The sequence below is a fragment of the Halobacterium sp. R2-5 genome, from assembly GCF_011734195.1.
In the GTDB taxonomy this organism is placed as follows: domain Archaea; phylum Halobacteriota; class Halobacteria; order Halobacteriales; family Halobacteriaceae; genus Halobacterium.
The window spans coordinates 571,909-598,252 of record NZ_JAANTH010000002.1; the positions used below are offsets into that span (position 1 = coordinate 571,909).

Sequence of the window (26,344 nt, forward strand, 5' to 3'; positions counted from 1 at the left end):
GACTGGAGGCTTTATTGTGGTGGGTGGACGCCGAGTGCAGTCCTGAAGAGGGTCACCAGTTACTGCTGATCTCTACGGTGGGTTATTGTCCACCAAAGATACTTTCTAGGTTGATTTGAATGATTGTCTATGGTTTCCCAATCTGTTTCAGAGATAGAAGCGCGATGTGCTTGTCTGGCTTGTAGTGGCGGCTCTGAGCGCTTGGTTGATTTTTACGACAGGGGCTGGGTTGTTGGGCACTACGAGGAGCGAGCGAGTTTCGATAGTGATCGGTACGATGACGGAGGGGCCTGGCAGCTTGATCAGATGCGCAAAGCCGCCGAATCTTCTGATGCGTACCTTTGCTCATTACGTCTGGCATCGAAGATCTCGATTCCAGATGATGCGAGGACTCAGGGACGAAAAATCACATCTGGGCAGCGAAAAATCGGAGTGATTGAGCCTGATACAACGCCGATGTACGCGTTCGCTTCTGGAGATGACAGCTATGAGATGTACCCGATTGGGCAAGAAGACGCCGCTGAGCGTGCGTTCGGTGACTCGGCTGCTAATCACCTCTACAAAGTAGTCCCCTTAGGAGAGGAAACACGGATCATTGAAGGAGATCGATATTGGTTGAACGAATACGAGACACCGAATACCTTCTCTCCTTGGGAAACGTTCTCCCCGCAGGTTCAATCGTTGTACCGTGGAGAGACGCTTCCTGAGATGGAACCTGGTTCGTATACTGGAGATCAGACTGAGTTGCTTTGCGAAGAGTATCTTCGAGTGATTCGGTCAGAATTCTTCCCGTTAATGCAGACGGGTGGCGCTACTGGGACGAACCAAGGTTTCGATATTCTGGGAGAGGCAGATGGGACGCCTATCGTAGGTGAGGTGAAGAACAAGTCCAGTATCGATTCGGATGTGGTCGATGATCTGCGGAACCACTCTTCCCGCGGTGCTGATGCATACTACTTTGTACGTGGTGGCGGCTCCAGAGGGGGGATTAACGTCGTCGCAATAGAGGAAGTCTTAGAGACACTGTCTAGCGACTACCATCGGCGGATGTTGGATCGAATGACTTCCTACGACGGATAAGTTCGCTTTCGTGACTGTCTAACTTTTCTTGATACCGGATGCGATACGCCCCATATACTCTTCGTGGCTGATCTGTGCGCCACGGAACTGGGGACTCATATGCCCGCAGGGAAGGATTTCGACATCGTACTCTCTCGTTGCTCGGTGGAGTTTCCCGTGGACTTCGGTGATTGAGGATGGGTCGTCGATGTCGCTGACTGGCTCTGCTTGGAGGTGTGTACGGACGGCGTCCCAGGCTCGGCTGCCGAAGGTGAAGATCAAGTCGGGGTCGATGTATTCTAATTCGCGGATCAGACCAAGGCGGACTGAGGCATCAAGAGCGGCTTTGGAAGGACTGTTTTCTCGGTACTTCACGACATCCGTCATGTAGAAATCATCGAAGAAGGATCCAGAGAGCAGATACTGCCACCACGCCGTGTCGACATCAACTAACCCGCGTTCCTGGCACTGCTGGATGAATTCTGAAGTGAAGTCCGTGTAGCTTTTCTTTGCCAACCATCGAGCGCCGAATCGCTGGTCAACGTGTACCTTTTCTCGATAATCGTCGGTGTCGAGGTCAGCGTAAGCGTTCGCCTCAAAGACCACGTGTTCTCCTGGGACTCCAGGGTCAGCTAGTAAGAAGACGTAGGAGGGGTTGTTCTGCTCCCAGTCGTGGTAGTAGGCGTAGGTGAGTTTTTCGAGAACCTGTTCGGGAACGTCGTTCATGTGATGCTCATTCAAGCGCTTGCGGACGCGGTTATAGGCGCTTTGCTGAGCTTCTTGGAGATATCTGGACTCTGGGTGTTCGATGTGCTCCACAAACTCCGAGTTCATTATGCTGGGCCCTTGAGCAACCCTGAACTTAGCTTTTCAAACGAAAATAGTGATGTGTAGAATTGGCCATGTGGAACCTCTCGAATGCTGATGATTTGTCGAGCCTATGCGGTAGACAGGGTGGATAGTCCGCAGTGTGGTCGCAGCGTTAGTCAGTACGTCTTCTTCGTGCGGTCTGATCTACCGAGACAGAAGCGACTTTGGTGGCCTGAATAACATCGTCGCTCACGAGGGCGGAGTTCTGTTCCGAATGGCGGTTGAGATTAGTCTGTATTCGGTGACCGTTCTTTCCATTCACCGGGGACATCGAACCAGTGGCCGGTGATGTCGCATCCACGGAACTCGGGTCCTTCTTCCGTAACCTCAATTACGCCGATGCTCCGTAGCAACCGGAACATGTTGGCATTCGGGTTATTGACGTTAAACCGTGCATCTGAACCAGCGACGTCATCCCGCCAGGCTTCGACGAATGCGGAGCCGATACCTTGCTCACGGAATGTCGGGAGGATGTATAGCTGCCCGAGCTCTGGTTGCTCGCTGTCGTAGTTCCACGTGATGTAGCCGATGCAGTACTCCTCGTTAAAACATAGATGTGCGTTCGTTTCCCCGGGGATGTAGGCGTTGAAGCTGGAATCGTTCGCCTTCGCTTCGATATTCAGGACTTCTGTTGCAAACTCCTCTCGGGCAGTCCGGGGTCGAGTCATCCACACCCCGTCGGTGACATTTATCCCCACGTCGTCCGGCGACCGACCAGTCAGTACCCAGTCTGCTTGTAATAATCGTTCCGGTGGTTGTGGCCCGTCGTCGGTTTCGATAGCGATGTTCTTGCTGCAGTGGTGGCAGTGGTACGCTTCCCACTCGCCGATGGTGCAGCGATGTTCTTGGATGAACGAGATCGCTTCCCCGCAATCTGCACACTCCACCGCTGAGCAAGGTTCTGAGCGATGGTCGCTAGCGTAGAACGTCTCGTCACAGGCATCGCACGTCACATCGCCTATCGTTTGCGCAAATACCGTTTCGCCACACTTAGGGCAGGTAACGGCGGCATCCTGAACGGTTGTCGGGTCGCCATCGCCCCAGCGCGTCGCACCTTCCAGAATAGCCATTATTCTGAAGACCTGTGGAATGGAGGTAAATCTGTTGCTCTCATGGTCTTCTGGCCATACTACGGCCTTGATGAGTTTTCCCTAATGCTAACAGATATTCATGTTGATCCTTGTGACCGATACAACTTCTGAATTCAGCATAACACTTCTATATGGTTCTAAGGGATTCAACGGAGTCAGAGAAGTGAGTTTCTTGGAGAATAGCGTGCTCCTCAGGTAACGGGTCAGGTGCCTGGATAGACGATGGAAGGGTCGCAGGTGGGGTCGGCATCATCTGGAAGGGTCGAGTAGTCGCCTGATGATTCACGTGCTGTTAGTGCGAGGATGGCGGCGTCGAGGACGTCGTCGACACGACCTGATTGGATTCGGTGGTGCCATTGGCTGTTTGCTTGCCGCTGGTTAACAAGGTCTATTACTGGTTGGAAGGATTCGCCTCCGTTCTTGATGAGACACTCTTTCCGGACTTCAAAGCCTGCGTCGCTTTTCTTCGAGGGGAGATCGTCGCCGTGGTATGCTTTGAAGCAGACTTCGGGATGGCTCTCGTAGACCGTCTCACGTGCAGTTTCGAATTCATTCAGCAGAGCGTTTGCTTCCTGGATACGTGGGATGAGTCCCCAGCTATGGCTTCCCAATCCGCGAGTGTTCTTCTTTACTGCCTCCTCGTAGTCCTCAGCTGTCACTGCGTCGGTGTTCGGTGTCCAGAAGACGGTACCTCCGCGAGAACCGAGGAAGTCCTTGGCGTCCTGGTCACACTCTCGGGTTCCATCACTTCGTAGGTGAACTGGGATGTCCACCAGAATCTCGCTTGCCCGATCTCCATACTCGTGCCAGACGTTCAGCAGCGAGGGTTCGGTATCGATGTCGGTTGTCTTTGTGGTCGCTTCGACAACGACCCATGTTCCGCTTGCCCAATCTACGCCGACGTGTGAATCCATAGAGGGGGGAACTAACGGTCACACTTAGTTTCCAGTTACTCTATGGAGTCTTGTTTAGATTCTGTGTACGCTGAGCGGTTACAGGAACAACTTTCACGGAACTAGCTCTCAACGGCTACCTTTATCCATAACGGGGTTTAGAGTCTATGTACGCTGAGCGGCTATGGACTCAACAAACGACGAGGAGACTCAACGAAAGAGCCTGTCGACACGTGAGTCGCAAGCACTGTCACGACTTGCAAGCGAGAACCGACAGGTCATCACCATTAGTGACATCGCGGATGTCCTCAGCATCTCTCGGAAGTCGGCCAAGGACATGGCGTATGCCCTCAAGGAGAAAGGCTGGCTGGAGCGGATCGCGCACGGAAAATATCTCATCCTGCCGCTCGCTGCGGGCGAGAACGCTGTCTACACCGAACACGAGTTCGTCATCGCGTCAGCACTGGTAGAGCCGATGTACATCGGGTACTGGAGCGCATTGAATCACCACGGGCTGACAGAGCAGGTGCCTCGGACGGTGTACATCGTGACGACAGAGCGCGCGCAGGAGCGTGAGATTCACGGGGTCACGTATCGACCCGTGACCGTCACGGAGCAGAAGTTCTTCGGCTATCAACCGACGGCGGTCGGATCGAACCAGGTGAACATATCGAGCATCGAGAAAACCCTGGTCGATTGCGCCGACCATCCCGAGTTCTGTGGGGGTATCAGCGAGCTTGCGAAGGCACTGCAGAACGCGGTCGACACGCGGTGTTCGTGGGAGCGCGTCGTTGAGTACCTGCGGCGAGTCGGGAACGGTGCCGCAACGAAACGACTCGTCTACCTCGCCGACCAGTTGAACATCGACTTGCCAAAGTACGAGAGCCTCGTCGAGAACTTCACGACTGGGTACCCGCTGCTCGATCCGACGAGAGAAGCGAAGGGCACCCGCGACAGTAAGTACCAGCTCCGCCTGAACGTCACCCCCGAATCGTTCCTCCCGGAGGACTTCTCATGATCTCCGAAGCGCAACTCCGACAGCAGGCCAGAGAATTAGATGTTCGCCTCAGCTACGCGGAGAAGAACTACGTCAACTCGTGGATTCTCTGGGCGATCTACACGAGCTCCTATGGTGACAACCTGCTGTTCAAGGGCGGCACTGCGCTCAGCAAGTTGTACTTCCCGGAGACGTGGCGGTATTCGGAAGACCTCGATTTCGGTGTCGAGGGGGCGTACCACGGGACTGAAGCGGAGTTGCAGGACGCATTAGCAGACGCGACGAGAGCCTCCGGGATTGACTTCGGGGTGACCAAGCACCGGGAACTGCAGAAAGAAGCGTATCCGACGCACTACGTCGATATCGACATCCAGTACACCGCTGTGCTCAGTCACAAGAACACAACGAGTCTCGACGTGATGATCGACGAATACGTGGCGTTTGACTCCGTGACTCATCACCACCGTTACGAGGACGTCCCAGAATTCGAGTTGACTGCGTACAGCTTAGAGGAGATCTTCGCCGAGAAGTTACGGGCGCTCTATCAGCGGTCACAGGCCCGGGATTACTACGACCTCTTTCGGATGATTACGGAGGCCAATGTTGATGACTCAGTCATTCTTCCGGCGTTTTCGCGGAAGTGTGAACACGATGGCTTAGACATTAATCTGGAAGCTGGCCTTCCCCGGGAGCAGCGGGACGAGATCCGCGACGGGTGGCGGAACACGCTGCCTGATCTGGTAGCTGACCTTCCCGAGTTCGACCGCGTCTACGACGTACTCGACGAATACGTTGAGTCGCTAACGAAGACGTGACATCCGCCCCGCCGTACCGGCGAGATTCTCTCGCTGCTTGAATATAGCAACGCTAGCCCTAGAGATGGGCGACGGCATGGTCAAGTCCCCGTCGTGTGCGCCTCGAAAACGATGTGCTATTCGGGGAGACCAGGATCGGCGAGGTTGTCTTTCTCCCAGTTGTGGTAGTACGCGTACGTGGATACGGTCACGACCACGTCGGTAGACATCCTCCGGTGGCTCTTTGAGCGGAAGGGATTCAGGCTGCTTGATCAGGGATCCGCAGGGTGATCGCCGTTGAGTTCGCGGAGATACGCCGTTGCGGCGACGCCGACGTTGATGCCGTGCACGTAGTCATCGCCGCCGAACGCTTCCCGACCGGCCATTCGGTGTGTCAACCCTTCGGTGAGGGACAGTCGGATCGCCTGCTTGACGGCGGCTTCGCCGGCGTGCTCGACGGCGTCCCGAACGTACTCGTCGAAGTGACTCTCTTGATGGGTAGGTGGTCGTGGATCGGCAGCTCGGTCAAGCGCGAGGGTTATGACGTCCTCTATGGAGGGGTGTGCTGGATTGCCAGTGTTCTCTTGGACGCGATACGCCTCACCGGACATATTGATGGGAACGGTAGGACACCGGATAAATCCGACTGGAGGATGTTGGACACGAACAAGGAGGACCGTGGGATTGGCTGCATGGGATCTGTTCATGGCTCTGATTAGGTTTCTGTATCGAGGGCTGTACGAAGTCGATGGTAGCGAAGGGGCTACTCACGTCATGGACCTGGTGTAGGCTGTTTTCCGCACTACAGGGACAGTGATAGTCGTCGGATTCCGAGAGAGCGGTGACGAGATCGGCGACAGTGAACCAGGAAGATCGCCTCGTTTACTGGCCGTTTCCTCGACTGATTGGCCGGAACCGATCCGGGGAGACGAGTGCGTACTTGACGGCCGCTCGTTGCCGTTCTGTAGCGTCTATCGTGATTCCTCAGCGCGCCGTTGCAGATTCGACAGCGCGTCGTAGCTGAGTGGCGATCGCTGGAATTTACACAGTGGTGATTCCGATAATTGTACTTCAAAGTATGATACTCCAAAGTATCATCTCTGGCCGGGGGGTGGCCCGAAAGATGAGTTTTCAGGAGTACCGAAGTAGCTACCCATCAAATATGCGTACTAGCGCCACGAGAGGCCAGCGTTGAGTTCCTCTAGTTCTTTTGGGGACTTTGGACGCAGGGTGGTATCTTCAATGGAATTTCGAAGAATCGTAGAGGCCGTCGGGAACGGTGTCGCTTGTCAAGGGGAGGATTCCGTTCTGAACGGCGGGCGCGAATCCGGCAACATCCAGAAATCAGCGACAACAGCCTGACCTACGGGGTGTTTGCGTAGGCTGCAACCATGAGTGCGAAGAGGTCTGAAGAGGTGCTCCCGGTCGAAAGGATTCCGGAACTTACGCCTACTGCTGTAGCTGTGAAGGCGAGTACGGCTAGCGGAAGTGCGACAGCTCCGCGTTTCAACGTGGATTCACTGTCTGGTAGGAAGGACCGGTCGGTACCGGCAGTCCAGAGCTGAGTTAACCTCGTCTCGGTCGCTTCCACGAATGCGGTGTATTTGAGGGCGAATGTTACGAGCGGTGTCTCGGCTCGGAACGTATCTGTGTCGTCTTCTGTCGAATATTCCTCTAACAGCGACTGGCCAGGGAACTGACTGTCCGACATCTCCGTCTCGTAACTCTCTTTGAGTGGATCTGTCGGTGCTTCGCTGAGGTCGCCTTCTAACCGTGACTCGTATCGAGAAACGACCCCTCTGATTTCTTCCAGGGATGGCTCGTTCCTGTCAAGGGCTAGCACGTCGAAGTCGTCCTTCGTGAACTCAACGTCTGCGGGGACTTCGTCTGACCGCGGGTTGAACACCGGAGCCCGTTTTAGCGGGTCGAAATTCGCCAGTGGATCGACGTTCCGCGGATCCTCGAAGGGCTCTCGCGGATGCGGATTCGGCGGATCGGTTACTGGATCGTACGTCGAAATTTCTAGTGGAGCCAGCCCATGCGCTTCTCTAACTTGACTCGCCAACCCAAGGGGAGAGGCACCGCTGTAGGTTCCGAGCTCGGTTTCTCGATGGCCGCCGATTTCTGCTCGCGCTTTCGTGTTGAGGTTGCTAAAAGCCCAAAACGTATCACCTGTCGCACGCAGCCCCCGCCAGTCAACATCTCCCGGCTCTAGGAGTTCTGCATTCGGCAGGATGTGGTTCTGTAGTAACCGTGTGGCTGTTCTGCTCGTGCTCGGGTATACGCCGATCTCTTCGACGTAGGCCTCAATTGCAGCGACGATTCGCGGACACCACGAAATGGGGACGAAGCGTTTCCGCTTGTTTTTCGTCCGATATCGCTCATGGAGGTGTCTCTCTTCAACAGAGTCGTAGGGGTCTTTGGGGGTATGGTTCTTGGTGGCTTGCTCATGGCAGTACTTACACAGGCAAGGTTCGAACGCCGGGAGCTCTATTAATCCGTATTTCCGGCGGAGCCACCCCTCGTGGAAGTGCATTGCCTCGCTGACCCGCATCTTCAGCCGACCAGTCAGTAACAGAAACGTCGTACCGATCAGTCGGAGTTCGGGATCGTTGATTCGCAGTGCTGCATTGTAGATATCCGCGAATAACCACCGGTCAAGCGCGTCTTCTCGTGAGTATCTTCGCTTCCTCATGTCGAACGTGATGAGCCGGTTATGTAAGAATGTCTGCCCTCACAGTGTCGGATGGAATCAGTCACATGGGACATTTTCGCGTCGGATGAAGCAACGGCTCAAGACATCCTACGCAATTCACTCTTGTATCGCGTTTCCATCAACGCATAGCTAGCCGCTCTGTACGTCTTCCCTCAGAGTGGTGAACACGACTGATAGCGAAGCCGCTTGGATGGTGTCGGTAGATACACTCATTCCCCGGATCCCTGTGGCGCTAATCAAGAATCCATCTCAGGTCTGCTAGGAACAATCAGCGCCATTCCGAGTTCTGCTCTCTGATGTATCACGAGTGGTGTGCATACGGCGAGGGTTTTTATTTGACTGGTTAATATGCCGGTTTGATTCAACCATGCGACAGCACAGGCTTGAACCAATCAGTCCGGCGGAAGCCAAAGCGATGTATCTGGACGAGCGTCGGGAAGATGCGAGATACGCGACTCGCCGCACGATCGAGACCGGTGTCAGTATCTTCGTCGAGTGGACTGACGAGGCCGGCATCGACAACATGAATGACGTCCAGGGCCGCCAGTTACGCAAATTCCGGAGCTGGTGCAAGAACACCTCGGACAACAACACCGTCAGCCTCAACGGCGTCATGGGCGTTCTGCGGCGGTTTCTCGTGTTCTGCGTCGAAATCGAGGCGGTGTACCCCGACGTCCCCGAGAAGACGCCGATGCCAAACGTCCCCGACGACGAAGCCGTGTCGGACGAGAAACCGACTGACGAGGAGGTAAATTCGATCCTCGAATTCCTCGAAGCGCACGAGCCATACTCGCGTCGGCACGTGGAGTTCCGCCTGATGAAGGAACTCGGAGACAGGGTCGGAGCGGTTCGCGCGATCGACGTCAGGGACGTCGATGTAGACGAGCGAGTCATCCGGCTCCGACACCGACCGGAGCCACAGCGACCGGACGTCCGCGGGACGCCACTCAAAAACGGCAGCGACGGGGAACGGACCCAGAACATCTCGCAGGGACTCGCAGACGTGATCCAGGGGTATCTCGACAGCCCGCAGCGCCATGACGTGACGGACAAGTTCTGCCGCAGGCCGCTGTTGACGACGAGGGACGGTCGGCCGGATATCACGACGATTCGGCGTGACATCTACAAACTCACGCGGCCGTGTACGTACACCGGCGAGTGTCCGCACGACCGCGACATCGGCGAGTGTGATGCGACGATCAGTCGGCAAGCCTCGGAGTGCCCGTCGAGCCAGAGCCCGCATCCGCTGCGCCGCTGGTCCATCGAACACCAGATCGAGAGCGGTGTCTCCAAGGAGCTGCTCGCCGACCGAGTCGATGTTTCCGTCCCGGTACTGAACGAGCACTACGACCGGCGGTCGGAGGAACGAAAGCGCCAACACCGGCTCGAAGTGCTTGAGAAGATCTTCGACGACTACGGCGACCCTGACGAGACCATTGACGCCAACGTCCTCGTGGACATGTTCGTAAGCGCGGACGGGTCCGTCGATACGAACGCGCTGATGGACTTCAACAGAGAGCACGAGTCCGAGGAGTCGTCAAGCGAGGACAGCGACACGCCGGACGGTCAGATGACGCTCGACGACCTCACCGACGGGTCCACGGGCGTCTTACACCCTGGGATGCTGTTCGCCGTTGCCGGCTTTGCTGTCGGCCAGTTGCTCGTAGACCGTCTCCGCCGCGAGCTCGAAACGCTGACCGCCAAGCCCGGTACGTCGCTTCATCCGAACGGAGAGCGGATGGCGAAGGGTGCTGCCGCGTATTCGCTGTTCGTGGGCATGGTCGCGTTCAACCTACATGCGCTCGCCCTGATTCCCGGTGCAGTCATCTAATCGCGTCCGACTGAAACAACCGGCTCTGGCTTAATACCCCGAATCGTCACGTTGAGTGCGCGGGCTCGTTCTGCGAAGCGGCGTGGCGGCAGTCGGATTCCAAACCACAGTCGTCGCAGTCGGGGGAGCGCGCCGTGCATACCGCTGCCGCGAAGTCCAGCATCGCGTGGAGGAAATCGCTACTGCGCTCCGGGGGTACGATCGCATCGGCGAGGACGTCAATACCGACACTGTCCGGGTCGATGCCGAAGAAGCGAGACACCAGACGTCGGACGTTCGTATCTACTGCCGTCGTCTCCGCGTCGAATGCGTGGGCGAGCACCGAGCGGGCCGTGTACTCCCCGACGCCGTGGAGCGCAACAAGGTCGGTTCGACTCCTCGGGACGTCGCCCCCGTACCGCGCTAACAGTTCCGAGGAACAGCGCTCCAGATACTGCGCTCGTTTGCGGAGCCCAAGCGGCGCGATTCGCTCTGCGAGCTCGTGCGAGGGTGCGGCGACGACGCACTCCGGCGTCGGATACCGGGCGACGAAGGGAACGTACGCGCCGGATACCGCCGACGCGGTCGTCCGCTGAAGCAGTATCTCCGCGACGAGAACCTCGAAGGATGTACGCTCGTCCGCTCGCCACGGAAGTGAGTGGCGTCCGTGCTCCTGATACCACTGGAGTAGCGGTTCCACGAACGTCCGATCGACGCGTCTCATATGGACCCTGGCCGCGCTATCAGTAAAGAATCTATACCAGCACCGGTCGTCCGCATCCCCTAATGCCGCCTACAGACGTTCGAAATACTTCGAGGCACACGGACACGCGTGGCCATGTGCGGATCCGTTGATAGCTATACGAGCAAGTGCTCGTATTCCGTCCGTCTTCTGGTCGCCTTCAGAGATCCTGCCGCCGTTGGACTTCGTCGACGTACGCTGCCCGAGATTGGTCGTCAAGGAACTCCCATGGATCCGGGAACGATGTCGCCTCCGCGGAAGCTCGGGCACTTAGATCCAGGACGCGTTCTGCTTCTTGGACGGCTTCGCGCATCGCGCGGATGTCGTCACGGGTCAGTTCTTCCCCTTGTGCGAGACGCGCGGAGGCTTCGCGGAATGCATCGCGGATGTCCTCCTCGCTGACGCGTTCCAGTTCTGCTCGGAGGAGGTCTCGACCGACTTCGCTCAACGAATCGTCGTCGGTCGTAATCGTCGTTTCACCGTCACCGTTCGTATTCGGAGCAGTCGACGACATGCAGTCTGTCCGAGACGCGGCAGTCGTGCGTACTTTCTGTTAGTCACTCCCGGGCGTTCCGAAGCCTCTGTGTAGCCCGGTGTTCGAGGGTGCGCTTCGCGTAGCCGGCGTCATCGCGGTCGCTCTCCGCGACTTCCTCGAAGGTCTTCCGTGAAATCTGCTTAGTTATCAGCTCGCCGTCTTCGATTCTCCAGGCGAACGGCTCCTCAGGGTTGATTCCTCGCTCGCGTAGGATTGAGCCGTCCACCCGTAGCGACATCACCATCTCGTCACCGTACTCAATTGCCTGTTCTCGGTCCAGCACTAAGTTTTCGAAGAAACCATCGCCATTCGGTTTCACGATCGCCCATTCTACGGACCATTCAGAGCTCAGACTAGTCGCTGCCATACGAGAGAACAGGTAGTGGAGATGAATAACCTCGTGCCCCGCTATGGTTTTCGTCGGCGTGAGATGTCTATTAGTCAGGTACGTCGAACCGACCGCCAAAGAATGAGCGGCGGATGGTGCTCGGATTATCTTCTCAGATCTCGTCGAGGTAGCCGCGTCGCTGCTCTAGTTTCACCTCCTTTGAGCGCTTGTCGTAGTGCTTGTCGAGCACTTTCCGACTCACATTCATTCTGTCACTGACAATTTCGGTGGGTACGTCTTCGGTAAGGAAGTGCGTGATGCTGCCGCGACGAATCGCGTGTGGGCTGACAGCCTCGGGGCATTTCCTGTCAGTACCCTGTTCGCAGTCCGGGCACGGCTCGTTGAGGTAGCACGGTGCGGTGACCTGGTTGATTTTCCGTCGCATCCAACCGCGACTCATCCGGCCCTGTGACGTCGTAAGCAACGGGTCTCGTCCGTGGTCGTCGGTGACGTCGTGACGGAGCACGTCCACGTGGTCGTCCAGCATCTCCGACAATTCGGATGAGATCGCAACGAACCGTTCACCGCTTTTCCCGTTCTTCAGCGTCGTACCGGCTTCGGGACGGTGGACGAGTTCGATGCGTTCCTCGTCGAAGTCCACGTCCGTCAGATCGATTGAGTAGGCGGCCCCCATCCGCATTCCAGTCTCCCAGAGAAGCGCGAGCAGAACGTGATGCATCGAGGCGTACTTGTACTGCGAGAGGTACGTGAGGAGCTCTTCCGCTCGCTCGGCTTCGAGGATGTCCTCGTTGCTCTGTTGACTCCGCCGAACGCGCGGAATCATCAGCTTCGTGTAGAGGTCTTCGGGAACGGCCTCCATCGACCCGGCCCACTTGAGAAAGACCCTGAACCCCGACGTCATGTTCTTCATCGTCACCGCATTCAGGTCCTCGTTGTCGGCGAGCCAGAGACGGTATCGCTGGAGATCTCTCCCCGACAGGTCGTTCAGGTTGTCGATGTCCTCTTCGTCACACCACTCCAGGAAGTGCTTCATCCGCGAGCGGTGATTCTGAACTGTGGCCTCTGTACAGTCGGTCGCCTTGTGTTCGAGGAACAGCTCGGCCGCCATCTCGGGGTCGAGCGGTTCCAGATCGGATTTGTCCGTGTTCATTGTTCTCACAGACCGCCAGGAGAGAGGCCCTACGGCGCTCGAACGGCGTCGAAGAGTCGGTGCGCCCCTCGCGGTTTTCCCGCCCCGACCCACTTCTACCGAAGCAACGACCGCGAGCGACGAGCGTGTCGATCGCGGTCGTTCTCGAGTGTGTTCGGTCGGAAGGCGTTGAATTCCAGAAGAGGAGCGTAGCGAGTCTTCCTCCGGTTCAACTCCGTCCCGCCCCACGAGTAGTTTCGCGGGCCGTTCGTAGAGCGAAAACGCGTGGGGTCGATTCGAGAGCCGATAGCGAACCCTACTCGGCCGGATTGGGGCTGCATGTGGTACACAACATCGGCTAAGATGCACGGATACATAACGAAAGTTCATTATTGATAGGGGCGTAGGACGACTGATCCACAGCCGAATGGCCGTCCGGACGGGACCGCGCTGTTCGCAGTGGATCAGCACGGAGGGGGAAACAATGTCGACGACAGAACCAACTGAAGCGGTGAAGCAGGGTATCGACCTCGAGAAGTTCCACGAGTTCGTCGAGTACGCGACGGCGAACCCCGAGGACGTTCAGATGAAACTCGGAGCCCGGGCTCCGTACGAGGGACGGCTCTTCCACAGTCTAGCGAAGGTCGACGAGTACACGCTCGGCGGGGAGGACATCCACCGCGAGACGCGCGAGTACACGCTGCCACTCGGGGCGTGGCGAGAGGTGGAGGAGGCCGCCGGGTTCGTCGACCCGACCGACCGCATGGAGCCGATCGAAGTGGCGCTCGCAGCGCTCACTGGCTGTCTCAACGTAGTTGTCGGCGTCACGGCGCTGGCCAACGACATCGAACTGGACGAACTCGAGACGACCGTCCGACTGGACTTCGACCCGCGCGTCGTCCTCATGATTCACGACGTCGACCGAGCCGAGGAGAGCTTCGGCGACATCGACGTCGAGATAGCGGTTAGCGGGGAGAATCTCTCGGAAGCGGACGCGGACGTTCTGGCCGCCGGTGCGAAGCGCTCCCCGGTCTGGTCGCTGATGAACTTCGCTCACGACATGGACCCGGCCGTCACCGTGGGTAGCACGTCCGGAACTGCGGACTGACCGAATCGTCCGGTGAACGACACCGGGAGGAGTCGCAGCTGTCGCGCGTACCGAACGCAGCTCGTCAGTCGTCGTCGGACTTGCCGGGCCACGTCACCGACCCGAGGAAGGGGACGCCGGTGCGTTCGGCCGCTCGCGAGATCATGTGCGCGCCGGTGGGGACGGTGAGGAAGAGGAAGACGATGCCGATGAGCGACGGGAGGCCGGCGCCGCCGGGGCCGAAGTACGCGAAGCCGGCGAGGAAGATGGCGACGGCGCCGATGGTCGCGGGCTTGCTCGTGGCGTGCATGCGGTTGTAGACGTTCGGCAGCCGCAGCAGGCCGATGGTCCCGACCGTGAGGAAGAACGACCCGACGACGACGAGGACGATGACCGCCCACGTCTGTATCGTTCCCAGTGCGGCCATCAGCGTTCACCTCCGGAAACTCGGTGCATCGGCGCGGTCCGTGTCGTTCTGTGTTCGTGGTGCATGGTGTGGTCACTCCTGCGTGACGATGATGTCGCCTTCCGTGACGAACTTCGCGACCGCGACCGTCGAGAGGAACGCGATGATGGCGAGCACGAGGCTGACGGTCACGAACAGCGGCCGGTCGGTCTTGATGGCGAACAGGACGGCGATGGCGACGACGTTCGTCGCGATGGCGTCGAGCGCGACGACGCGGTCGGGGACCGTCGGGCCGCGGACCGCGCGGTAGCCGCAGAGCAGGTTCAGCAGCGCGACGAGCACGATCGCGGCGTTCACGACCGGCTCGATCAGCCCGTCAGCGGCCATCGTCGTCACCTCCCGTCGGCTCCTCGGCCGGCTGTTCTGCCTCGTCGTCCTCCGCATCTGCTTCGTCTGCCTCCTCGTCCTCGACGTCGGGCGCAGCCTGTTCGAGAACCGGGTGGGTCCGGTCGGGCGGGTAGACGGCGAAGTCGGGCGCGGGGTCACCCGGGGAGAGCTCCTCGTCGAAGACGACGAGCGCGTAGTCCTCCCAGTCGCGGATGGGGTCGACGATGTCCTCGGGGTCGCTGCCGTCGATGACGTGGACGTACAGCGCGTTCTCCTCGGCGTCGTAGTCGAGCGTGAGCGAGCCGGGTGTCATGGTGATGCTGTTGGCGATGGTGGTGACGCCGAGGTCCGACCGCACCCGCAGCGGGATGAGGATGACCTCGGGTTCGATGGGTTCCGAGGGCGCGAGCACGCGGTACGTGACGTCGACGCTGGAGACGACGGCCTCCCGGACGAACGTCAGCAGGTACAGCGCGGCGTACGGGACGCCGCGGAACGACCGGCGGAGGACGAACGTGTCCTCGTACAGGCGCCGGAAGACGTAGGCCATGGGGAAGCCGACCGCGAGCCCGAGCAGCAGCGACCCGGCGAGCGGGTCGGGCGCGAGTTGCGGCCCGCGGACGAACACCCAGATGACGGCGAACAGGACGCCGGCGATCGGCCAGCTGCGGGTCACGCGCTCCCACCTCCGTCGAGGCCCACGACGTCGACGTACGCCTCGCTGTCGACGGCGGCGCTCGCGGCCGTCTCGGCGAACCGGTAGACGGGGTCGAAGCCGACGCCGACGAGCACGACCATCACGGCGAGCGCGGCGACGACTGCGACCTGCCCGGTGTCGACAGTCGCGACCTCGACCGCGGGCGTCTCCAGCCCCCAGAAGCCGCGGGCCCACACCCGGGTCGTGTACAGAATCGTGAGCACGGCGCCGAGCAGGAGCGCGGCGAGCGCGAGCGCCGACAGCGCCCGAGCGTCGGTCGCGAGCCCGCGGGCCGCGGCGTCGAACGTGAGGAGCTTCCCGAAGAACCCGGTCAGCGGCGGCAGCCCGACGAGCGAGAGCAGGCCGACGAAGACGGCGCTCGAGAGCACGGGCGAACGGCCGGCGACGCCGCCGAGGTCCGGCAGGCTGTCCGTCCCGGTGGCGTCCTTGACGGCGGCCGCCCCGAGGAAGAGCAGTCCCTTCGCGAGCGAGTGGTGGAGCGCGAACACCAGTGCGGCCGCGATGGCGACGCCTCGGAGCGGTCCGGTGGCCGCCGCGGCGACGGCGACGGCGACCGCGATGAAGCCGACCTGGCCGACGCTGGAGTACGCGAACACGCGTTCGAGGCGGTCCTGGCCGACCGCGCCGAACCCGCCGACGAGGATGCTCGCGACGCCCATCGCCGCGAGCACCGGCGCGAGGAACGCGAGCGGCGAGCCGCCGGGAACGCCGGGCACGTCGATGCCGACGGGCGCGCCCGCGAACACCGTGAAGTAGAGCCGGACGATGGCGTACATCCCGACCTTCTTCGTGACGCCGGCGAACATCGCGGTGACGGGCGGCGGCGCGGCGGTGTAGGCGGCGGGCACCCAGAACTGGAAGGGGACGAGCCCGGCCTTCAGCGCGAACACCGCGAGCAGCAGCGCCGCCAGACCGACGGCGGGCGCGGGGTCGACGCCGTACGCGGCGGGCTCGGCCAGCCGCCGCGCCATGTCCGCCATGTTGAGCGTGCCCGTGGTGGCGTAGAGCCCTCCGATGGCGACGAGCATGAGCGCGCTCCCGAAGACGTTCAACACGAGGTAGCGGAACGACGCCGCGGTGGCGTAGTCGGTGCCGTAGAACGCGACGAACACGTAGCTGACGATGAGCATCACCTCGAACCAGACGAAGAGGTTGAACAGGTCGCCGGTGAGGAACGCGCCGGTCACGCCCACCGTCAGTAAGTGGAAGAGCGGGTGGTAGTAGACGCGCTGATTCTCGGCGCTGACGTACCGCACCGAGAACAGCATCGAGGCGAGCCCGACGACGGCGGTGATGGTCAGCATGAACGCCGACAGCCCGTCGAGGACGAGCGTGATGCCGAACGGCGCGGGCCAGCCGCCGAGCTGGTAGGCCGCCGCGCCGGGGGCGTCCGGCCCGAGGACGACCGCCCAGACGACGGCGGAGACGACCGCGGCGTAGGCAGCGACTCCCGCGACGCTCGCCGCGCGCTGCACTCGCGGGCGGCGGCCGAGCGCGAGCGCGAGCACGGCCGTGACGAGCACGACCAGCAGCGGCGCGATGACCAGTCCGCTCATCGTACCCACTCCGTGACGTCCATGGACTCGTTCTCCTCGTAGGCGCGGTACGACAGCACGAGCGCGAGCGCGGTCGTCCCGAAGCTGATGACGATGGCGGTCAGGACGAGCGCCTGCACCACGGGGTCCGCGACCGTCGGGACGTCGCTGCCGTGCCCCGCGAGGACGGGCACGAGGTCGTGGGTGCCCTCGTCGACGCCGCCCATCGCGATGAGGTAGACGAACGTGGCCTGCGAGACGGCGGCGACGCCGAAGACGACCCGCATCAGGTCCCGCCGCAGCAGCAGGAAGGTGCCGACTGTGAACAGCGCGCCGACCGTTGCCGCGAGGACGACGCTCATTCGGAACTCACCACCGAGACGATCGTCAGGAGGCTGCCGACGACGACGAGGAACACGCCGAGGTCGAACACGAGCGCGCTCGCGAGTTCGACCTCGTGGTAGATGGGGACGCCCTCCAGGTGGACGTAGTCCTGCGTCAGGAACGGCTCGCCGACGAGCGTACCGGCGATGCCGCTGCCGAGGACGATCACCAACCCGAGGAGCAGCGCGCGGCGGTACGCGACGACCGTGCGGTGCTCGAAGATGCTCGTGGTGGGCTCGACGTCCCTGTCGAGCACCCCCGACTCCAGGTAGTCGAGGTCGTAGGCGACGTAGATGAGCACGAACGCGGCGACGGCGAGCACGCCGCCGATGAACCCGCCGCCGGGGAGGTTGTGGCCCTGGAGGAACAGCGAGATCGAGAGCACGAGCACGACGGGGACGACGACGCGCGCGGTCGTCCGCATGATGGTCGTCGTCACGGCGCGTCACCCCCGTCTGCGGGCCGCTCCTCGGTGCTCTCGGTGCCGGACTCTTCGGCGCGGGTGCGCATCGTCACGAGCACGAGGATGGCGAGCGCGGCGACCGTGACGACCAGCAGCTCGCCGAGCGTGTCGAACGCCCGGAAGTCCACGAGGATGACGTTGACGACGTTCGTACCGCCGCCGCCCGGGACCGCCTGCTCGGTGTAGTAGGAGGCGACCGCCGTCGGGTCGGCGCCGGGCCCGCGGGCCGTCAGGAGGACGGCGACGAACGCCATCGCACCCACGAGGACCGAGACGCCGGCGTCGCGGGCGAGTGCGAGCCGGCGGGCGTCCGAGTAGAACGACGGCAGCCGCTGGAGGACGAGCAGGAAGATGAGCAGCACGAGCGTCTCGACGACCAACTGGGTGAGCGCGAGGTCGGGCGCGCTCGCGAGGATGAAGAAGATGGCGAGCATGAACCCGAGGATCGACAGCGTGAGCACGCCGGCGACGTGCGAGGAGGCGGTGATCACCGCCACGGCTGCGACGACGGCGACCGCGAGCACGACCACGACCGCCAGCGGCGCGCCGAGCCCGTCGATCGCGGGTAGTCCCGCTGCGACGGCGAAGCCGGCGAGCGCGAGTGCGCTCCCGGCCGCCGCCACCCACGACACGTACGTCCGCAGGACGCCGTTGTGGACGAGCGGCCCGAACTGCGCGCTGGCCGACGTAGCCGTCGTGACGGTCCAGTCGTACCACCCGCTCGGCCGCACCGGGAGCGGAGTGTCGAGGCCGCGGCCGACGAGCGCCGCGAGTCGCCCCGTGAACGGGTACGCGGCGAACCCGCCGAGAACAGCGACCGCGGACATCGCGACCGGCGGCGAGAGGTGCGTCGGCAGCCCGACTTCGAGGTGCGCGTCGCCAGTGGCGGTGGCTTCCACCGCGCTCTGCACGATGGCGTCGACCGCTAGCTGCGGCGAAATGCTGACGACGGCCGCGGCAGCGGCGAGCACCGCGGGCGGCGCGACGAGCGCGACGGGCGGCCGGTGAACGTCGTCGACCGGCGCGCGGCGCTCGCCGACGAACATCGCGAGGAACTTCAGCGAGTAGACGACGGTGAACACGCTCGCAATCGTCGCCACCGCGGGGTACAGCCACGCCAGCCCGCCGGCCTCGTGGGCGACCTCGTAGGCCGCCTCGAACAGCAGCTCCTTCGAGTAGAAGCCGTTGAACGGCGGGATGCCGGCCATGCTCAGCCCGGCGACGCCGGCGACGGCGGCCGTCAGCGGGAGGTCGCGCCAGAGCCCGCCGAGCGCTTCGAGGCTGCGGCTCCCCGCCTCGTGGGCGACGATGCCCGCGACGAGGAACAGCGGCGCCTTGAACAGCGCGTGGTTGAGCAGGTGGAACGCGCCCGCCTCGCCGCCGTAGACGACGTCGAAGCCGAAGCCCGCCACCATCAGCCCGAGGTGGCTCGCCGTCGAGTACGCGAGCAGCTCCTTGGTGTCGGTCGCGGCGACCGCCAGCAGCGCCCCGACGAGCATCGTCAGCAGTCCGAGCGTCGCGACGAGCAGCGTCCACTCGTCGCTCGCCAGGAGGGGACGCAGGCGGCCGAGGAAGTAGACGCCGACTTTCACCATCGTCGCGGAGTGCAGGAACGCCGAGACGGGCGTCGGCGCGACCATCGCGTTCGGCAGCCAGAAGTGAAGCGGCACCTGCGCGGACTTGGCGGCCGCGGCGACGACGACGAGCACGAGCGCGGGCACGAACAGCCCGGTCTCGCGGAGCGCGGCGCGCATCGCCTCGCCGTTCGCCAGCATCGCCGTCAGGTCGAAGGTGACGCCGCCGAGCGCGCCCCGCGCCGCGACTGCGAGCAGGAGCAGGGCGGCGAGCAGACAGAGTCCGCCGCCGACGGTGACGACCATCGCCATCCGCGCGGAGTAGCGCGACTCGTCGTCGTCCGTGTAGTGGCCGATGAGCACGAACGAGCAGAGGCTGGTCAGCTCCCAGAACAGGAAGACGAGCACGAGGTCCGAGGCGAGCGCGACCCCGAGAATCGACCCCATGAACGCCAAAAGCGCCGCGTAGTAGCGCGCGAGCCCGTCCTCGCCGTGCATGTACGCCGCGGAGTAGACGAATACGAGGACGCCGATACCGCTCGCGAGCAGCGCGAACAGTAGTCCCCAGCCGTCGACCGTGAACTGGACGCCCACGTCGAGCGACGGCACCCACGGCGTCCCGACGGTGCCGTGGCTGTCGACCTGCGTCGTCAGCAGCCCGAAACACGCCGCGGCGACGAGCGCGCCCGCGTAGCCCGTGCGTTCGCCGAGGGCGCGATAGAGCAGCGGCGAGAGCGCCGCGGCGACGAACGGCAGGGCGACGATCGTCGAGACGACGGTGAGGTCTGGTGGCATCAGTTGTCGTCGGTGTCCGCCGGTACTCCGGTGCCGGTACCCATCGTAGTCGGTCTCCGGCCGACTTTTCGACGCCGACTCCAAAGTACCTGTTGACCAGCTTTCGGGACGGGAACGCGCCGACGTGAGCGGCGTCCCACTCGCCGGCGGGGCGACTCGGTGTGCGCCGTCGCGACGAGAACGAGGGATTTTTCGCGCTCGCGTCTGGAGCGTTTCCCAATGCACGGTGGTTCGTGATGGCAGTCCGGGTCAACTGGCGGCAGAGCGTCGCGTTCACCGGGACGGTCATCAAGTACCTCGCGGTCGCCATGCTCGTCCCGCTGGCGGTCAGCCTCCTCTACGGGGAGGACACCGTCACCTTCCTGGTGGCCATCGGAATCACGGTCGCCGTCGGCGTCGCGCTCGAACAGCTGAACGACGACCCCGACTTGGGCGCCCGGGAAGCGCTGTTGCTCGTCGCGCTGGCGTGGGGGGCGGTCGCCGTCGTCGGGGCGATCCCGTACGTGATCGCGGGCTACGGCACCGACTCCGCGCTCCGGCTCCCCGTGAACGCGCTGTTCGAGTCGATGAGCGGGTTCACGACGACCGGAGCGACAGCCACCGAGGAGATCTCCTTCGAGCAGCACTCGCACGCGCTGTTGATGTGGCGCCAGCTCAGCCAGTGGCTCGGCGGCATGGGTATCATCGTCCTGATGGTCGCCATCCTCCCGGAGGCCGCGGTCAACGGCGCGCAGCTCATCGAGTCGGAGGCGCCCGGCCCCGAACTCCAGAAGCTCACGCCGAAGATCGCGGAGACCGCGCGGCTGCTGTGGCTGTTCTACATCGGCTTCACGGTGCTGTACGTCGCCATCCTGCTCGCGCTCCACTACGCGGGGATGGCGCCGGACATGAACGCGTACAACGCCATCGCCCACGGCTTCACGACGCTGCCGACCGGCGGGTTCTCCCCGCAAGCGGACAGCATCGCAGCGTTCTCACCCGCGGTCCAGTGGGTCGTCATCCCGTTCATGCTCGTCGCGGGGATGAACTTCGCGCTGTTCTACCTCCTGCTGCAGGACGACTACGCGGAGTTCCTGCAGGACCGCGAGTTACAGGCGTACCTCGGCGCGAACGCGGGCGTCGCCGTCATCCTCTGGGGGTTCCTGTTCACGGGGTCGGCGCCGCCGCTGGAGCTCGGCGGCGTCACCGAGGGCGTCCTCGAGAACTCGCTGCGGCAGGCCACCTTCCAGGTGGCGTCGCTTTTGAACTCCACGGGGTACGCGACGAGCAACTTCGCCGAGTGGGGGACGACCGCGCAGGGCGTCCTGTTGTTCGCGATGTTCATCGGCGGGTCCGCGGGGTCGACCGGCGGCGGCGTGAAGATCGTCCGCTGGCTGGTCGTCTTCAAGGGTATCCGCCGACAGCTGTTCACGACCGTCCACCCCGAGTCCGTGAAGCCAGTGCGCCTCGGCGGCCACGTCATCGACGAGGACGTCGTCAGTGCAGTCTACGGGTTCACGCTCCTCTACTTGCTGACGTTCGGCGTGGCGACGGTGCTCATCATGCTCGACGCGGGCCGCGTCGGCCTCGAAATGACCGTCCTGGAGGCCACCAGTGCGAGCCTCGCGACTCTCGGGAACATCGGGCCCGGGTTCGGGTTCCTCGGGCCGTTCGGGAGCTACGTGGAGTTCCCGGCGACGAGCAAACTGCTGATGGTGTTCCTGATGTGGATCGGTCGCCTCGAAATCATCCCCGTGTTCGTGATGTTCACCGGCGCGTTCTGGAAGGACTGACGGCGGCCGGCGTCAGTCGCCGTCGTCGGTCGGTGCGGCGTAGTCGCGGCCGACCACCAGACAGAGGACGTGGAGGGCGGCGAGCCGCAGCAGCGTCCGCGGGACGGAGAGGCCGTGCGAGCCGTCGAACAGGAGCCAGAGGAAGCCGAACGGCAACAGGACGGCCGCCCAGAAGGCGGCGGCCTTGACGACGGCCGCGGACTCGCTGGCGGCGTGGAGGAGCGTTACGGCGAGCCGGGGGACGGGGGAAGTGCTGTGCATGTAGCGGGGGACGTTGGGTAAGGGACGCCTACCCGATTAACTGTTTTTTCGCGTTGCAGTCGCTTACGGCCGTGTCGGTTCGACGTGGTGCTCACGTCACGACGGTTAGTTACCAGGTGGTGACACCCGGGCCGCACCGGCTACGTCTGGCGGACGAGCAGGAGCGCGAGGCCCACGAGCAGCAGGCCGATGCCCCAGTACATCGAGTCGTAGGGAAGCGACTCCAGCAGCAGCGTGACGACGCCCGACGTGAGCAGCGACCAGCCCGCAGTGGTGCGATATGCCATACAGGGAACAGGACGCGCGGGCGGTTATTCGCCCCGACGAATTGCCGACCAGTTCGATACACGTTAGTTGCCAGTAGTCACTCCCCGTGGGGCTCGTGGGTCGCCCGCCAGCCGTCCCGCGTCGGCTCGACGTCCGCGACCTCGTAGAACCGGATTCTCTCCTCCTGGGCGGTCCGCACGGGGACGTCGTAGTGCTCGGCGCGGTAGTCGAAGTCGTCCACGGCGCCGTCGACGAACTCGCGGTGAGCGTCGAGGCGGTCGGCGACGACGCGTCGGGAGAGGTCGGGCGCCTCGCGGATGCGGTCGTCGAAGGCGTCCGCGAGCGCGGCGTCGCGCTCGACGCCGACGGAGTGCCGACCCGCGACGGCGGCCGCCAGGCTCGTCGTGCCGGTCCCCCAGAACGGGTCGAGGACCGTGTCCCCGTACACCGAGTACATGTTCACGAGGCGGTACGGGAGCTCGAAGGGGAACGCCGCCGAGCGCTCCCGTAGCCCGGGGTCGGCGAGTGCCTGCTGCTCGCCGTTGAGGTCGTCCCACACGTCCGAGAACCAGCGGTTTCGCTCCTCCCAGAAGTACGCGGCCTCGTAGCGGCGGTCGGCGCCCGGGTCGAACGCGCGGCGTTCGCCGTTCCGGAACACGAGCACGTGCTCGCGTTCGAGCGTCACGTACGCGTTCGGCGGCACCATCCCGCTACCCATGAATTTCGCCGCGGAGTTCGCGGGCTTCCGCCAGAGCACGCCCGGTAGCGGGTCGAAGCCCAGCGACTCGAAGGCCTCGGTGACGCGCGCGTGGTTGTCGTAGACGCGGAACCGATCGAGGTTGCGGGTGGCGTCGCCGACGTTCACGACGGCGATGCCGCCCGGCGCGAGCACGCGCGCGACCTCGGACCACGCGTCGTCGAGCACGGAGAGCATCAGGTCGTGCGCGCGCTCGCCGTCACCGTCGCCGAGAGCCTCCCCGACGGCGGGGTCGAGAGCGGCGAACACCTCGTCCCACATCTCGATCATCGGGTACGGCGGCGACGTGACCACGAGGTCCACGGCGTCGTCGGCCAGCGGGAGGTCGCGGGCGTCGCCGACGTGGACGCGGTGGGTGGTCTCCATCCACCTGACCGTCTGAGGCCCGACACGTAGGCGTTTCGCTGCCCGTCGTCAGGCGTCGTTCATGCGGCGGGTGACCGTCGAGTCACAGACCAGACACTTGCTCACGCGGTAGGGCTCCCGGGAGCACTTCGGCTTGTCCGCCTCGGCGTTCTCCACGCGGAGCTGTATCGCGACCGCGTGCCGGGTCTCCTCCTCGCAGCGCTCGCAGAACTCCCGCAGGTTGGCGTCGGGTGCAGCGGCGGTCATTACACTCGATACGTCGCCCCCCAGGAGGATAAAGCGGGAACTCCGTGTCAGTCGTTTTACGCCGGTTAATCCGAGTTTACCGGCGGTGAACCGGCCGAAACGGTCGGAACCGGAGCTGCCGCCCGCGTCCGGTGGACCTAACTTCCCGCGTGCCAACGGTTAACGCGCTGGTCGACCGCGCCGGCCCTGGGGTGGCCGAACGCGGCGCGACCCGTGCTCCGTCCTCACGTTTCGACGTTTTACGGTCGACTACACGGCCGTTCTTGGCGCGATAAAAGGAAGTAGCGCTGCCTTACAGCAGGTCTTCGATGTTGTCGGCGACTTCCTCGGGGGTGTCGCCGACCGGGACGCCCGCGTCGTTCAGAGCGTCGATCTTCGACTCCGCGGTGCCGGTGCCGCTGCCGGAGACGATGGCGCCCGCGTGGCCCATGCGCTTGCCCGGCGGCGCGGTGCGGCCCGCGATGAAGCCGGCGACCGGCGTGTCCATGTTGTGGGCGATGTACTCGGCGGCTTCCTCCTCGTCCTCGCCGCCGATTTCGCCGCACATCACGACGGCCTCGGTGTCCTCGTCGGCCTCGAACAGCTCGAGGGCGTCGATGAAGTCCGTGCCGATGATGGGGTCGCCGCCGATGCCGATGGCCGTGGTCTGGCCGATGCCGCGCTGCGTGAGCGAGTCCACGACCTGGTAGGTCAGCGTGCCCGACCGGGAGACGAGCCCGACCTTCCCCTCCGAGAAGATGTTGCCGGGGAGGATGCCGAGTTTCGCCTCGCCGGGCGTGATGATGCCCGGACAGTTCGGCCCCTGCAGGCGGGTGTCGGTCTCCTGCAGGCGCTTGTTCACCTTCGCCATGTCCTGGGTCGGGATGCCCTCGGTGATGGCGACCGCGAGGTCGAGGTCCGTGTCGAGGGCCTCGAAGATGGCGTCCGCGGCGAACGCCGGCGGCACGAAGATGACCGAGGCGTCGGCGTCCTCCTCGTCGACGGCGTCGTGGACGGTGTCGTAGACCGGGACGCCGGCGACCTCCTGGCCGCCCTTGCCCGGGACCGCGCCCGCGACGACGTTCGTCCCGTAGTCGATCATCTGTTCGGCGTGGAACTTCCCTTCTCCGCCCGTGATGCCCTGCACCACGACGCGGGTGTCGTCGTCGACTAGAATGCTCATTGGTCCACCTCCGTGGCCTCCTCGTCAGCGTACTCGACGGCGCGCTGGACGGCGCCCTCGAGCGTCTCCTCGACTGTCACCAGCTCGTCGTTGAGAATCTCGCGGCCCTCCTCGGCGTTCGTGCCGGCGAGCCGAACCACGACGGGCTTGGGGATCTCGTCGAACTGTTCGAGCGCGGTGTTGATGCCCTTCGCGACCTCGTCGCCCCGGGTGATGCCGCCGAAGATGTTGAACACCACGCTGTCGACGTTCTCGTCGCTGAACACCATGTCGAGGGCGTTCGCGACGCGCTCGGCCTTCGCGCCGCCGCCGATGTCGAGGAAGTTCGCGGGCTCCCCGCCGTAGTAGTCCACGAGGTCCAGCGTCGTCATCACGAGCCCGGCGCCGTTGCCGATGATGCCGACGTTGCCGTCGAGGCGCACGTAGTCGAAGCCGTACTCGTTGGCCTTGGCTTCGAGGTCGTCCTCGGCGGCTTCCTCCTCCATCTCGGCGAGCTCGGGCTGGCGGAACAGCGCGTCCTCGTCGATGTTCATCACGGCGTCCGCGGCGATGACCTCGTCGTCGGACGTGACCATCAGGGGGTTGATTTCCACGTCGCTGCCGTCGCGGTCCTCGTAGAGGTCGTACAGCGTCGTGAGGATGGACGCGACGTCGCCCGCGACCTCGCGGGGGATGCCCGCGTCGTAGACGACCTTCCGCGCCTGGTAGGGGTGCAGGCCGAACGCGGGGTCGACGTGCTCGCGCGCGATGGCGTCGGGGTCCTCCTCGGCGACCTCCTCGATGTTGACGCCGCCCTTCTCGGAGACCATCACGACGGGCTGGCCCTCGCCGCGGTCCATCGTGACGCCGACGTAGAGCTCGTTCGTGAAGTCGACGGCCTCCTCGACGAGGACCTTGTCGACCGTGTACCCCTTGAGGTCCATGCCGAGGATGTCCTCGGCGGCCTCGCGGGCTTCGTCTTCGTTCTCGGCGAGCTTGATGCCGCCGGCCTTCCCGCGGCCGCCGACGTGCACCTGCGCCTTCACCGCGACGGGGTAGCCGAGGTCGCTGGCGGCCTCGACTACCTCGTCGACCGTCGTGGCGAGCGTCGACCCGGGGGTCGGGATGCCCACCTCGGCGAAGACCTGCTTCGCCTGGTACTCGTGGAGCTTCATTTTGCGTACGAAAGGCTCTCGCGGG

Annotated in this window: 28 protein-coding genes; 6 read left to right on the forward strand and 22 right to left on the reverse strand. The window is 63.1% G+C overall.

Annotated elements, in window-relative coordinates; all coding sequences use genetic code 11:
- The first annotated feature begins 129 nt into the window (after positions 1 to 129).
- Complete coding sequence (locus G9C83_RS11635; protein ID WP_167246306.1) at positions 130 to 1,080, forward strand: hypothetical protein; 951 nt, start codon at positions 130 to 132, stop codon at positions 1,078 to 1,080.
- 18 nt (positions 1,081 to 1,098) lie between these two features.
- On the opposite strand, the gene G9C83_RS11640 is transcribed toward G9C83_RS11635, so the two are convergent.
- The 3 genes from G9C83_RS11640 to G9C83_RS11650 form a co-directional block, all read right to left on the reverse strand.
- A complete protein-coding gene (locus G9C83_RS11640) occupies positions 1,099 to 1,785 on the reverse strand; it encodes a uracil-DNA glycosylase family protein (RefSeq protein ID WP_167246307.1) in 687 nt (228 codons plus the stop codon).
- Positions 1,786 to 2,156: 371 nt separating this feature from the next.
- Positions 2,157 to 2,999 carry a GNAT family N-acetyltransferase gene (locus tag G9C83_RS11645; RefSeq protein ID WP_167246308.1) on the reverse strand — a complete coding sequence of 281 codons (843 nt, stop codon included), beginning with the start codon at positions 2,997 to 2,999 and terminating at the stop codon, positions 2,157 to 2,159.
- Positions 3,000 to 3,223: 224 nt separating this feature from the next.
- On the reverse strand, positions 3,224 to 3,934 hold the full coding sequence (locus tag G9C83_RS11650) for a DUF429 domain-containing protein (RefSeq protein WP_167246309.1): 711 nt from the start codon (positions 3,932 to 3,934) through the stop codon (positions 3,224 to 3,226).
- 163 nt (positions 3,935 to 4,097) lie between these two features.
- Between G9C83_RS11650 and G9C83_RS11655 the strand changes: the two genes are divergently transcribed.
- Both G9C83_RS11655 and G9C83_RS11660 read left to right on the forward strand, forming a co-directional pair.
- The gene (locus G9C83_RS11655; protein ID WP_167246310.1) at positions 4,098 to 4,931 is read left to right on the forward strand and encodes a type IV toxin-antitoxin system AbiEi family antitoxin; all 834 of its coding nucleotides are present in this window, start codon (positions 4,098 to 4,100) and stop codon (positions 4,929 to 4,931) included.
- Positions 4,928 to 5,725, forward strand: a complete 798-nt coding sequence (locus G9C83_RS11660) for a nucleotidyl transferase AbiEii/AbiGii toxin family protein (protein WP_167246311.1) — start codon at positions 4,928 to 4,930, stop codon at positions 5,723 to 5,725. Before G9C83_RS11655 ends, G9C83_RS11660 begins: the two co-directional genes overlap by 4 nt.
- A 251-nt stretch (positions 5,726 to 5,976) precedes the next feature.
- Here G9C83_RS11660 and G9C83_RS11665 read toward each other — a convergent pair whose 3' ends face one another.
- Positions 5,977 to 6,315, reverse strand: coding sequence for a hypothetical protein (locus tag G9C83_RS11665; protein ID WP_167246312.1), 339 nt, complete (start codon positions 6,313 to 6,315; stop codon positions 5,977 to 5,979).
- A 752-nt stretch (positions 6,316 to 7,067) separates the two neighbouring features.
- Positions 7,068 to 8,399, reverse strand: a complete 1,332-nt coding sequence (locus tag G9C83_RS11670; RefSeq protein WP_167246313.1) for a hypothetical protein — start codon at positions 8,397 to 8,399, stop codon at positions 7,068 to 7,070.
- Between the two features lie 436 nt (positions 8,400 to 8,835).
- On the opposite strand from G9C83_RS11670, the gene G9C83_RS11675 reads away from it, so the two are divergent.
- The gene (locus G9C83_RS11675) at positions 8,836 to 10,251 is read left to right on the forward strand and encodes an integrase (RefSeq protein WP_243838028.1); all 1,416 of its coding nucleotides are present in this window, start codon (positions 8,836 to 8,838) and stop codon (positions 10,249 to 10,251) included.
- 46 nt (positions 10,252 to 10,297) lie between these two features.
- Here G9C83_RS11675 and G9C83_RS11680 read toward each other — a convergent pair whose 3' ends face one another.
- The 4 genes from G9C83_RS11680 to G9C83_RS11695 form a co-directional block, all read right to left on the reverse strand.
- Entirely contained in the window at positions 10,298 to 10,954 is a 657-nt protein-coding gene (locus G9C83_RS11680) for an A/G-specific adenine glycosylase (RefSeq protein WP_167246314.1), read from the reverse strand.
- 178 nt (positions 10,955 to 11,132) lie between these two features.
- Positions 11,133 to 11,486, reverse strand: coding sequence for a hypothetical protein (locus tag G9C83_RS11685; RefSeq protein WP_167246315.1), 354 nt, complete (start codon positions 11,484 to 11,486; stop codon positions 11,133 to 11,135).
- Between the two features lie 43 nt (positions 11,487 to 11,529).
- Positions 11,530 to 11,874: a hypothetical protein gene (locus tag G9C83_RS11690; protein ID WP_167246316.1), complete on the reverse strand. Its 345-nt coding sequence runs from the start codon at positions 11,872 to 11,874 to the stop codon at positions 11,530 to 11,532.
- A 133-nt stretch (positions 11,875 to 12,007) separates the two neighbouring features.
- Positions 12,008 to 13,006, reverse strand: coding sequence for a site-specific integrase (locus tag G9C83_RS11695; RefSeq protein WP_167246317.1), 999 nt, complete (start codon positions 13,004 to 13,006; stop codon positions 12,008 to 12,010).
- Positions 13,007 to 13,469: 463 nt separating this feature from the next.
- On the opposite strand from G9C83_RS11695, the gene G9C83_RS11700 reads away from it, so the two are divergent.
- The gene (locus G9C83_RS11700; protein ID WP_167246318.1) at positions 13,470 to 14,093 is read left to right on the forward strand and encodes an OsmC family protein; all 624 of its coding nucleotides are present in this window, start codon (positions 13,470 to 13,472) and stop codon (positions 14,091 to 14,093) included.
- A gap of 64 nt (positions 14,094 to 14,157) precedes the next feature.
- On the opposite strand, the gene mnhG is transcribed toward G9C83_RS11700, so the two are convergent.
- From mnhG to mbhE, 7 genes are all read right to left on the reverse strand, one after another.
- Positions 14,158 to 14,499 (reverse strand): monovalent cation/H(+) antiporter subunit G, encoded by a 342-nt coding sequence (gene mnhG, locus G9C83_RS11705; RefSeq protein ID WP_167246319.1) that lies wholly within the window; start codon positions 14,497 to 14,499, stop codon positions 14,158 to 14,160.
- Between the two features lie 72 nt (positions 14,500 to 14,571).
- Entirely contained in the window at positions 14,572 to 14,865 is a 294-nt protein-coding gene (locus G9C83_RS11710; RefSeq protein WP_167246320.1) for a monovalent cation/H+ antiporter complex subunit F, read from the reverse strand.
- Positions 14,855 to 15,541, reverse strand: coding sequence for a Na+/H+ antiporter subunit E (locus G9C83_RS11715; protein ID WP_167246321.1), 687 nt, complete (start codon positions 15,539 to 15,541; stop codon positions 14,855 to 14,857). Before G9C83_RS11715 ends, G9C83_RS11710 begins: the two co-directional genes overlap by 11 nt.
- Positions 15,538 to 17,139, reverse strand: a complete 1,602-nt coding sequence (locus G9C83_RS11720) for a proton-conducting transporter membrane subunit (protein ID WP_167246322.1) — start codon at positions 17,137 to 17,139, stop codon at positions 15,538 to 15,540. The genes G9C83_RS11715 and G9C83_RS11720 overlap by 4 nt, the downstream gene beginning before the upstream one ends.
- Positions 17,136 to 17,480, reverse strand: a complete 345-nt coding sequence (locus G9C83_RS11725) for a sodium:proton antiporter (protein WP_167246323.1) — start codon at positions 17,478 to 17,480, stop codon at positions 17,136 to 17,138. The genes G9C83_RS11720 and G9C83_RS11725 overlap by 4 nt, the downstream gene beginning before the upstream one ends.
- On the reverse strand, positions 17,477 to 17,941 hold the full coding sequence (locus G9C83_RS11730; protein ID WP_167246324.1) for an MnhB domain-containing protein: 465 nt from the start codon (positions 17,939 to 17,941) through the stop codon (positions 17,477 to 17,479). Before G9C83_RS11730 ends, G9C83_RS11725 begins: the two co-directional genes overlap by 4 nt.
- Positions 17,938 to 20,334 (reverse strand): hydrogen gas-evolving membrane-bound hydrogenase subunit E, encoded by a 2,397-nt coding sequence (gene mbhE, locus G9C83_RS11735; protein WP_167246325.1) that lies wholly within the window; start codon positions 20,332 to 20,334, stop codon positions 17,938 to 17,940. The genes G9C83_RS11730 and mbhE overlap by 4 nt, the downstream gene beginning before the upstream one ends.
- 236 nt (positions 20,335 to 20,570) lie before the next feature.
- Here mbhE and G9C83_RS11740 point away from each other — a divergent pair, with 236 nt between their 5' ends.
- Positions 20,571 to 22,106 carry a TrkH family potassium uptake protein gene (locus G9C83_RS11740; protein WP_167246326.1) on the forward strand — a complete coding sequence of 512 codons (1,536 nt, stop codon included), beginning with the start codon at positions 20,571 to 20,573 and terminating at the stop codon, positions 22,104 to 22,106.
- 12 nt (positions 22,107 to 22,118) lie between these two features.
- Here the strand turns inward: G9C83_RS11740 and G9C83_RS11745 are convergent, their stop codons facing one another.
- From G9C83_RS11745 to sucC, 6 genes are all read right to left on the reverse strand, one after another.
- Entirely contained in the window at positions 22,119 to 22,367 is a 249-nt protein-coding gene (locus G9C83_RS11745) for a hypothetical protein (RefSeq protein ID WP_167246327.1), read from the reverse strand.
- A 140-nt stretch (positions 22,368 to 22,507) separates the two neighbouring features.
- Positions 22,508 to 22,654 carry a hypothetical protein gene (locus G9C83_RS11750; protein ID WP_167246328.1) on the reverse strand — a complete coding sequence of 49 codons (147 nt, stop codon included), beginning with the start codon at positions 22,652 to 22,654 and terminating at the stop codon, positions 22,508 to 22,510.
- A gap of 77 nt (positions 22,655 to 22,731) precedes the next feature.
- Entirely contained in the window at positions 22,732 to 23,757 is a 1,026-nt protein-coding gene (locus G9C83_RS11755; protein ID WP_167246329.1) for a site-specific DNA-methyltransferase, read from the reverse strand.
- A gap of 48 nt (positions 23,758 to 23,805) precedes the next feature.
- Entirely contained in the window at positions 23,806 to 24,003 is a 198-nt protein-coding gene (locus G9C83_RS11760; RefSeq protein WP_167246330.1) for a hypothetical protein, read from the reverse strand.
- 292 nt (positions 24,004 to 24,295) lie between these two features.
- The gene (gene sucD, locus G9C83_RS11765; protein ID WP_167246331.1) at positions 24,296 to 25,165 is read right to left on the reverse strand and encodes a succinate--CoA ligase subunit alpha; all 870 of its coding nucleotides are present in this window, start codon (positions 25,163 to 25,165) and stop codon (positions 24,296 to 24,298) included.
- Positions 25,162 to 26,319, reverse strand: a complete 1,158-nt coding sequence (sucC, locus tag G9C83_RS11770; RefSeq protein ID WP_167246332.1) for an ADP-forming succinate--CoA ligase subunit beta — start codon at positions 26,317 to 26,319, stop codon at positions 25,162 to 25,164. Before sucC ends, sucD begins: the two co-directional genes overlap by 4 nt.
- Between the last annotated feature and the right edge of the window lie 25 nt (positions 26,320 to 26,344).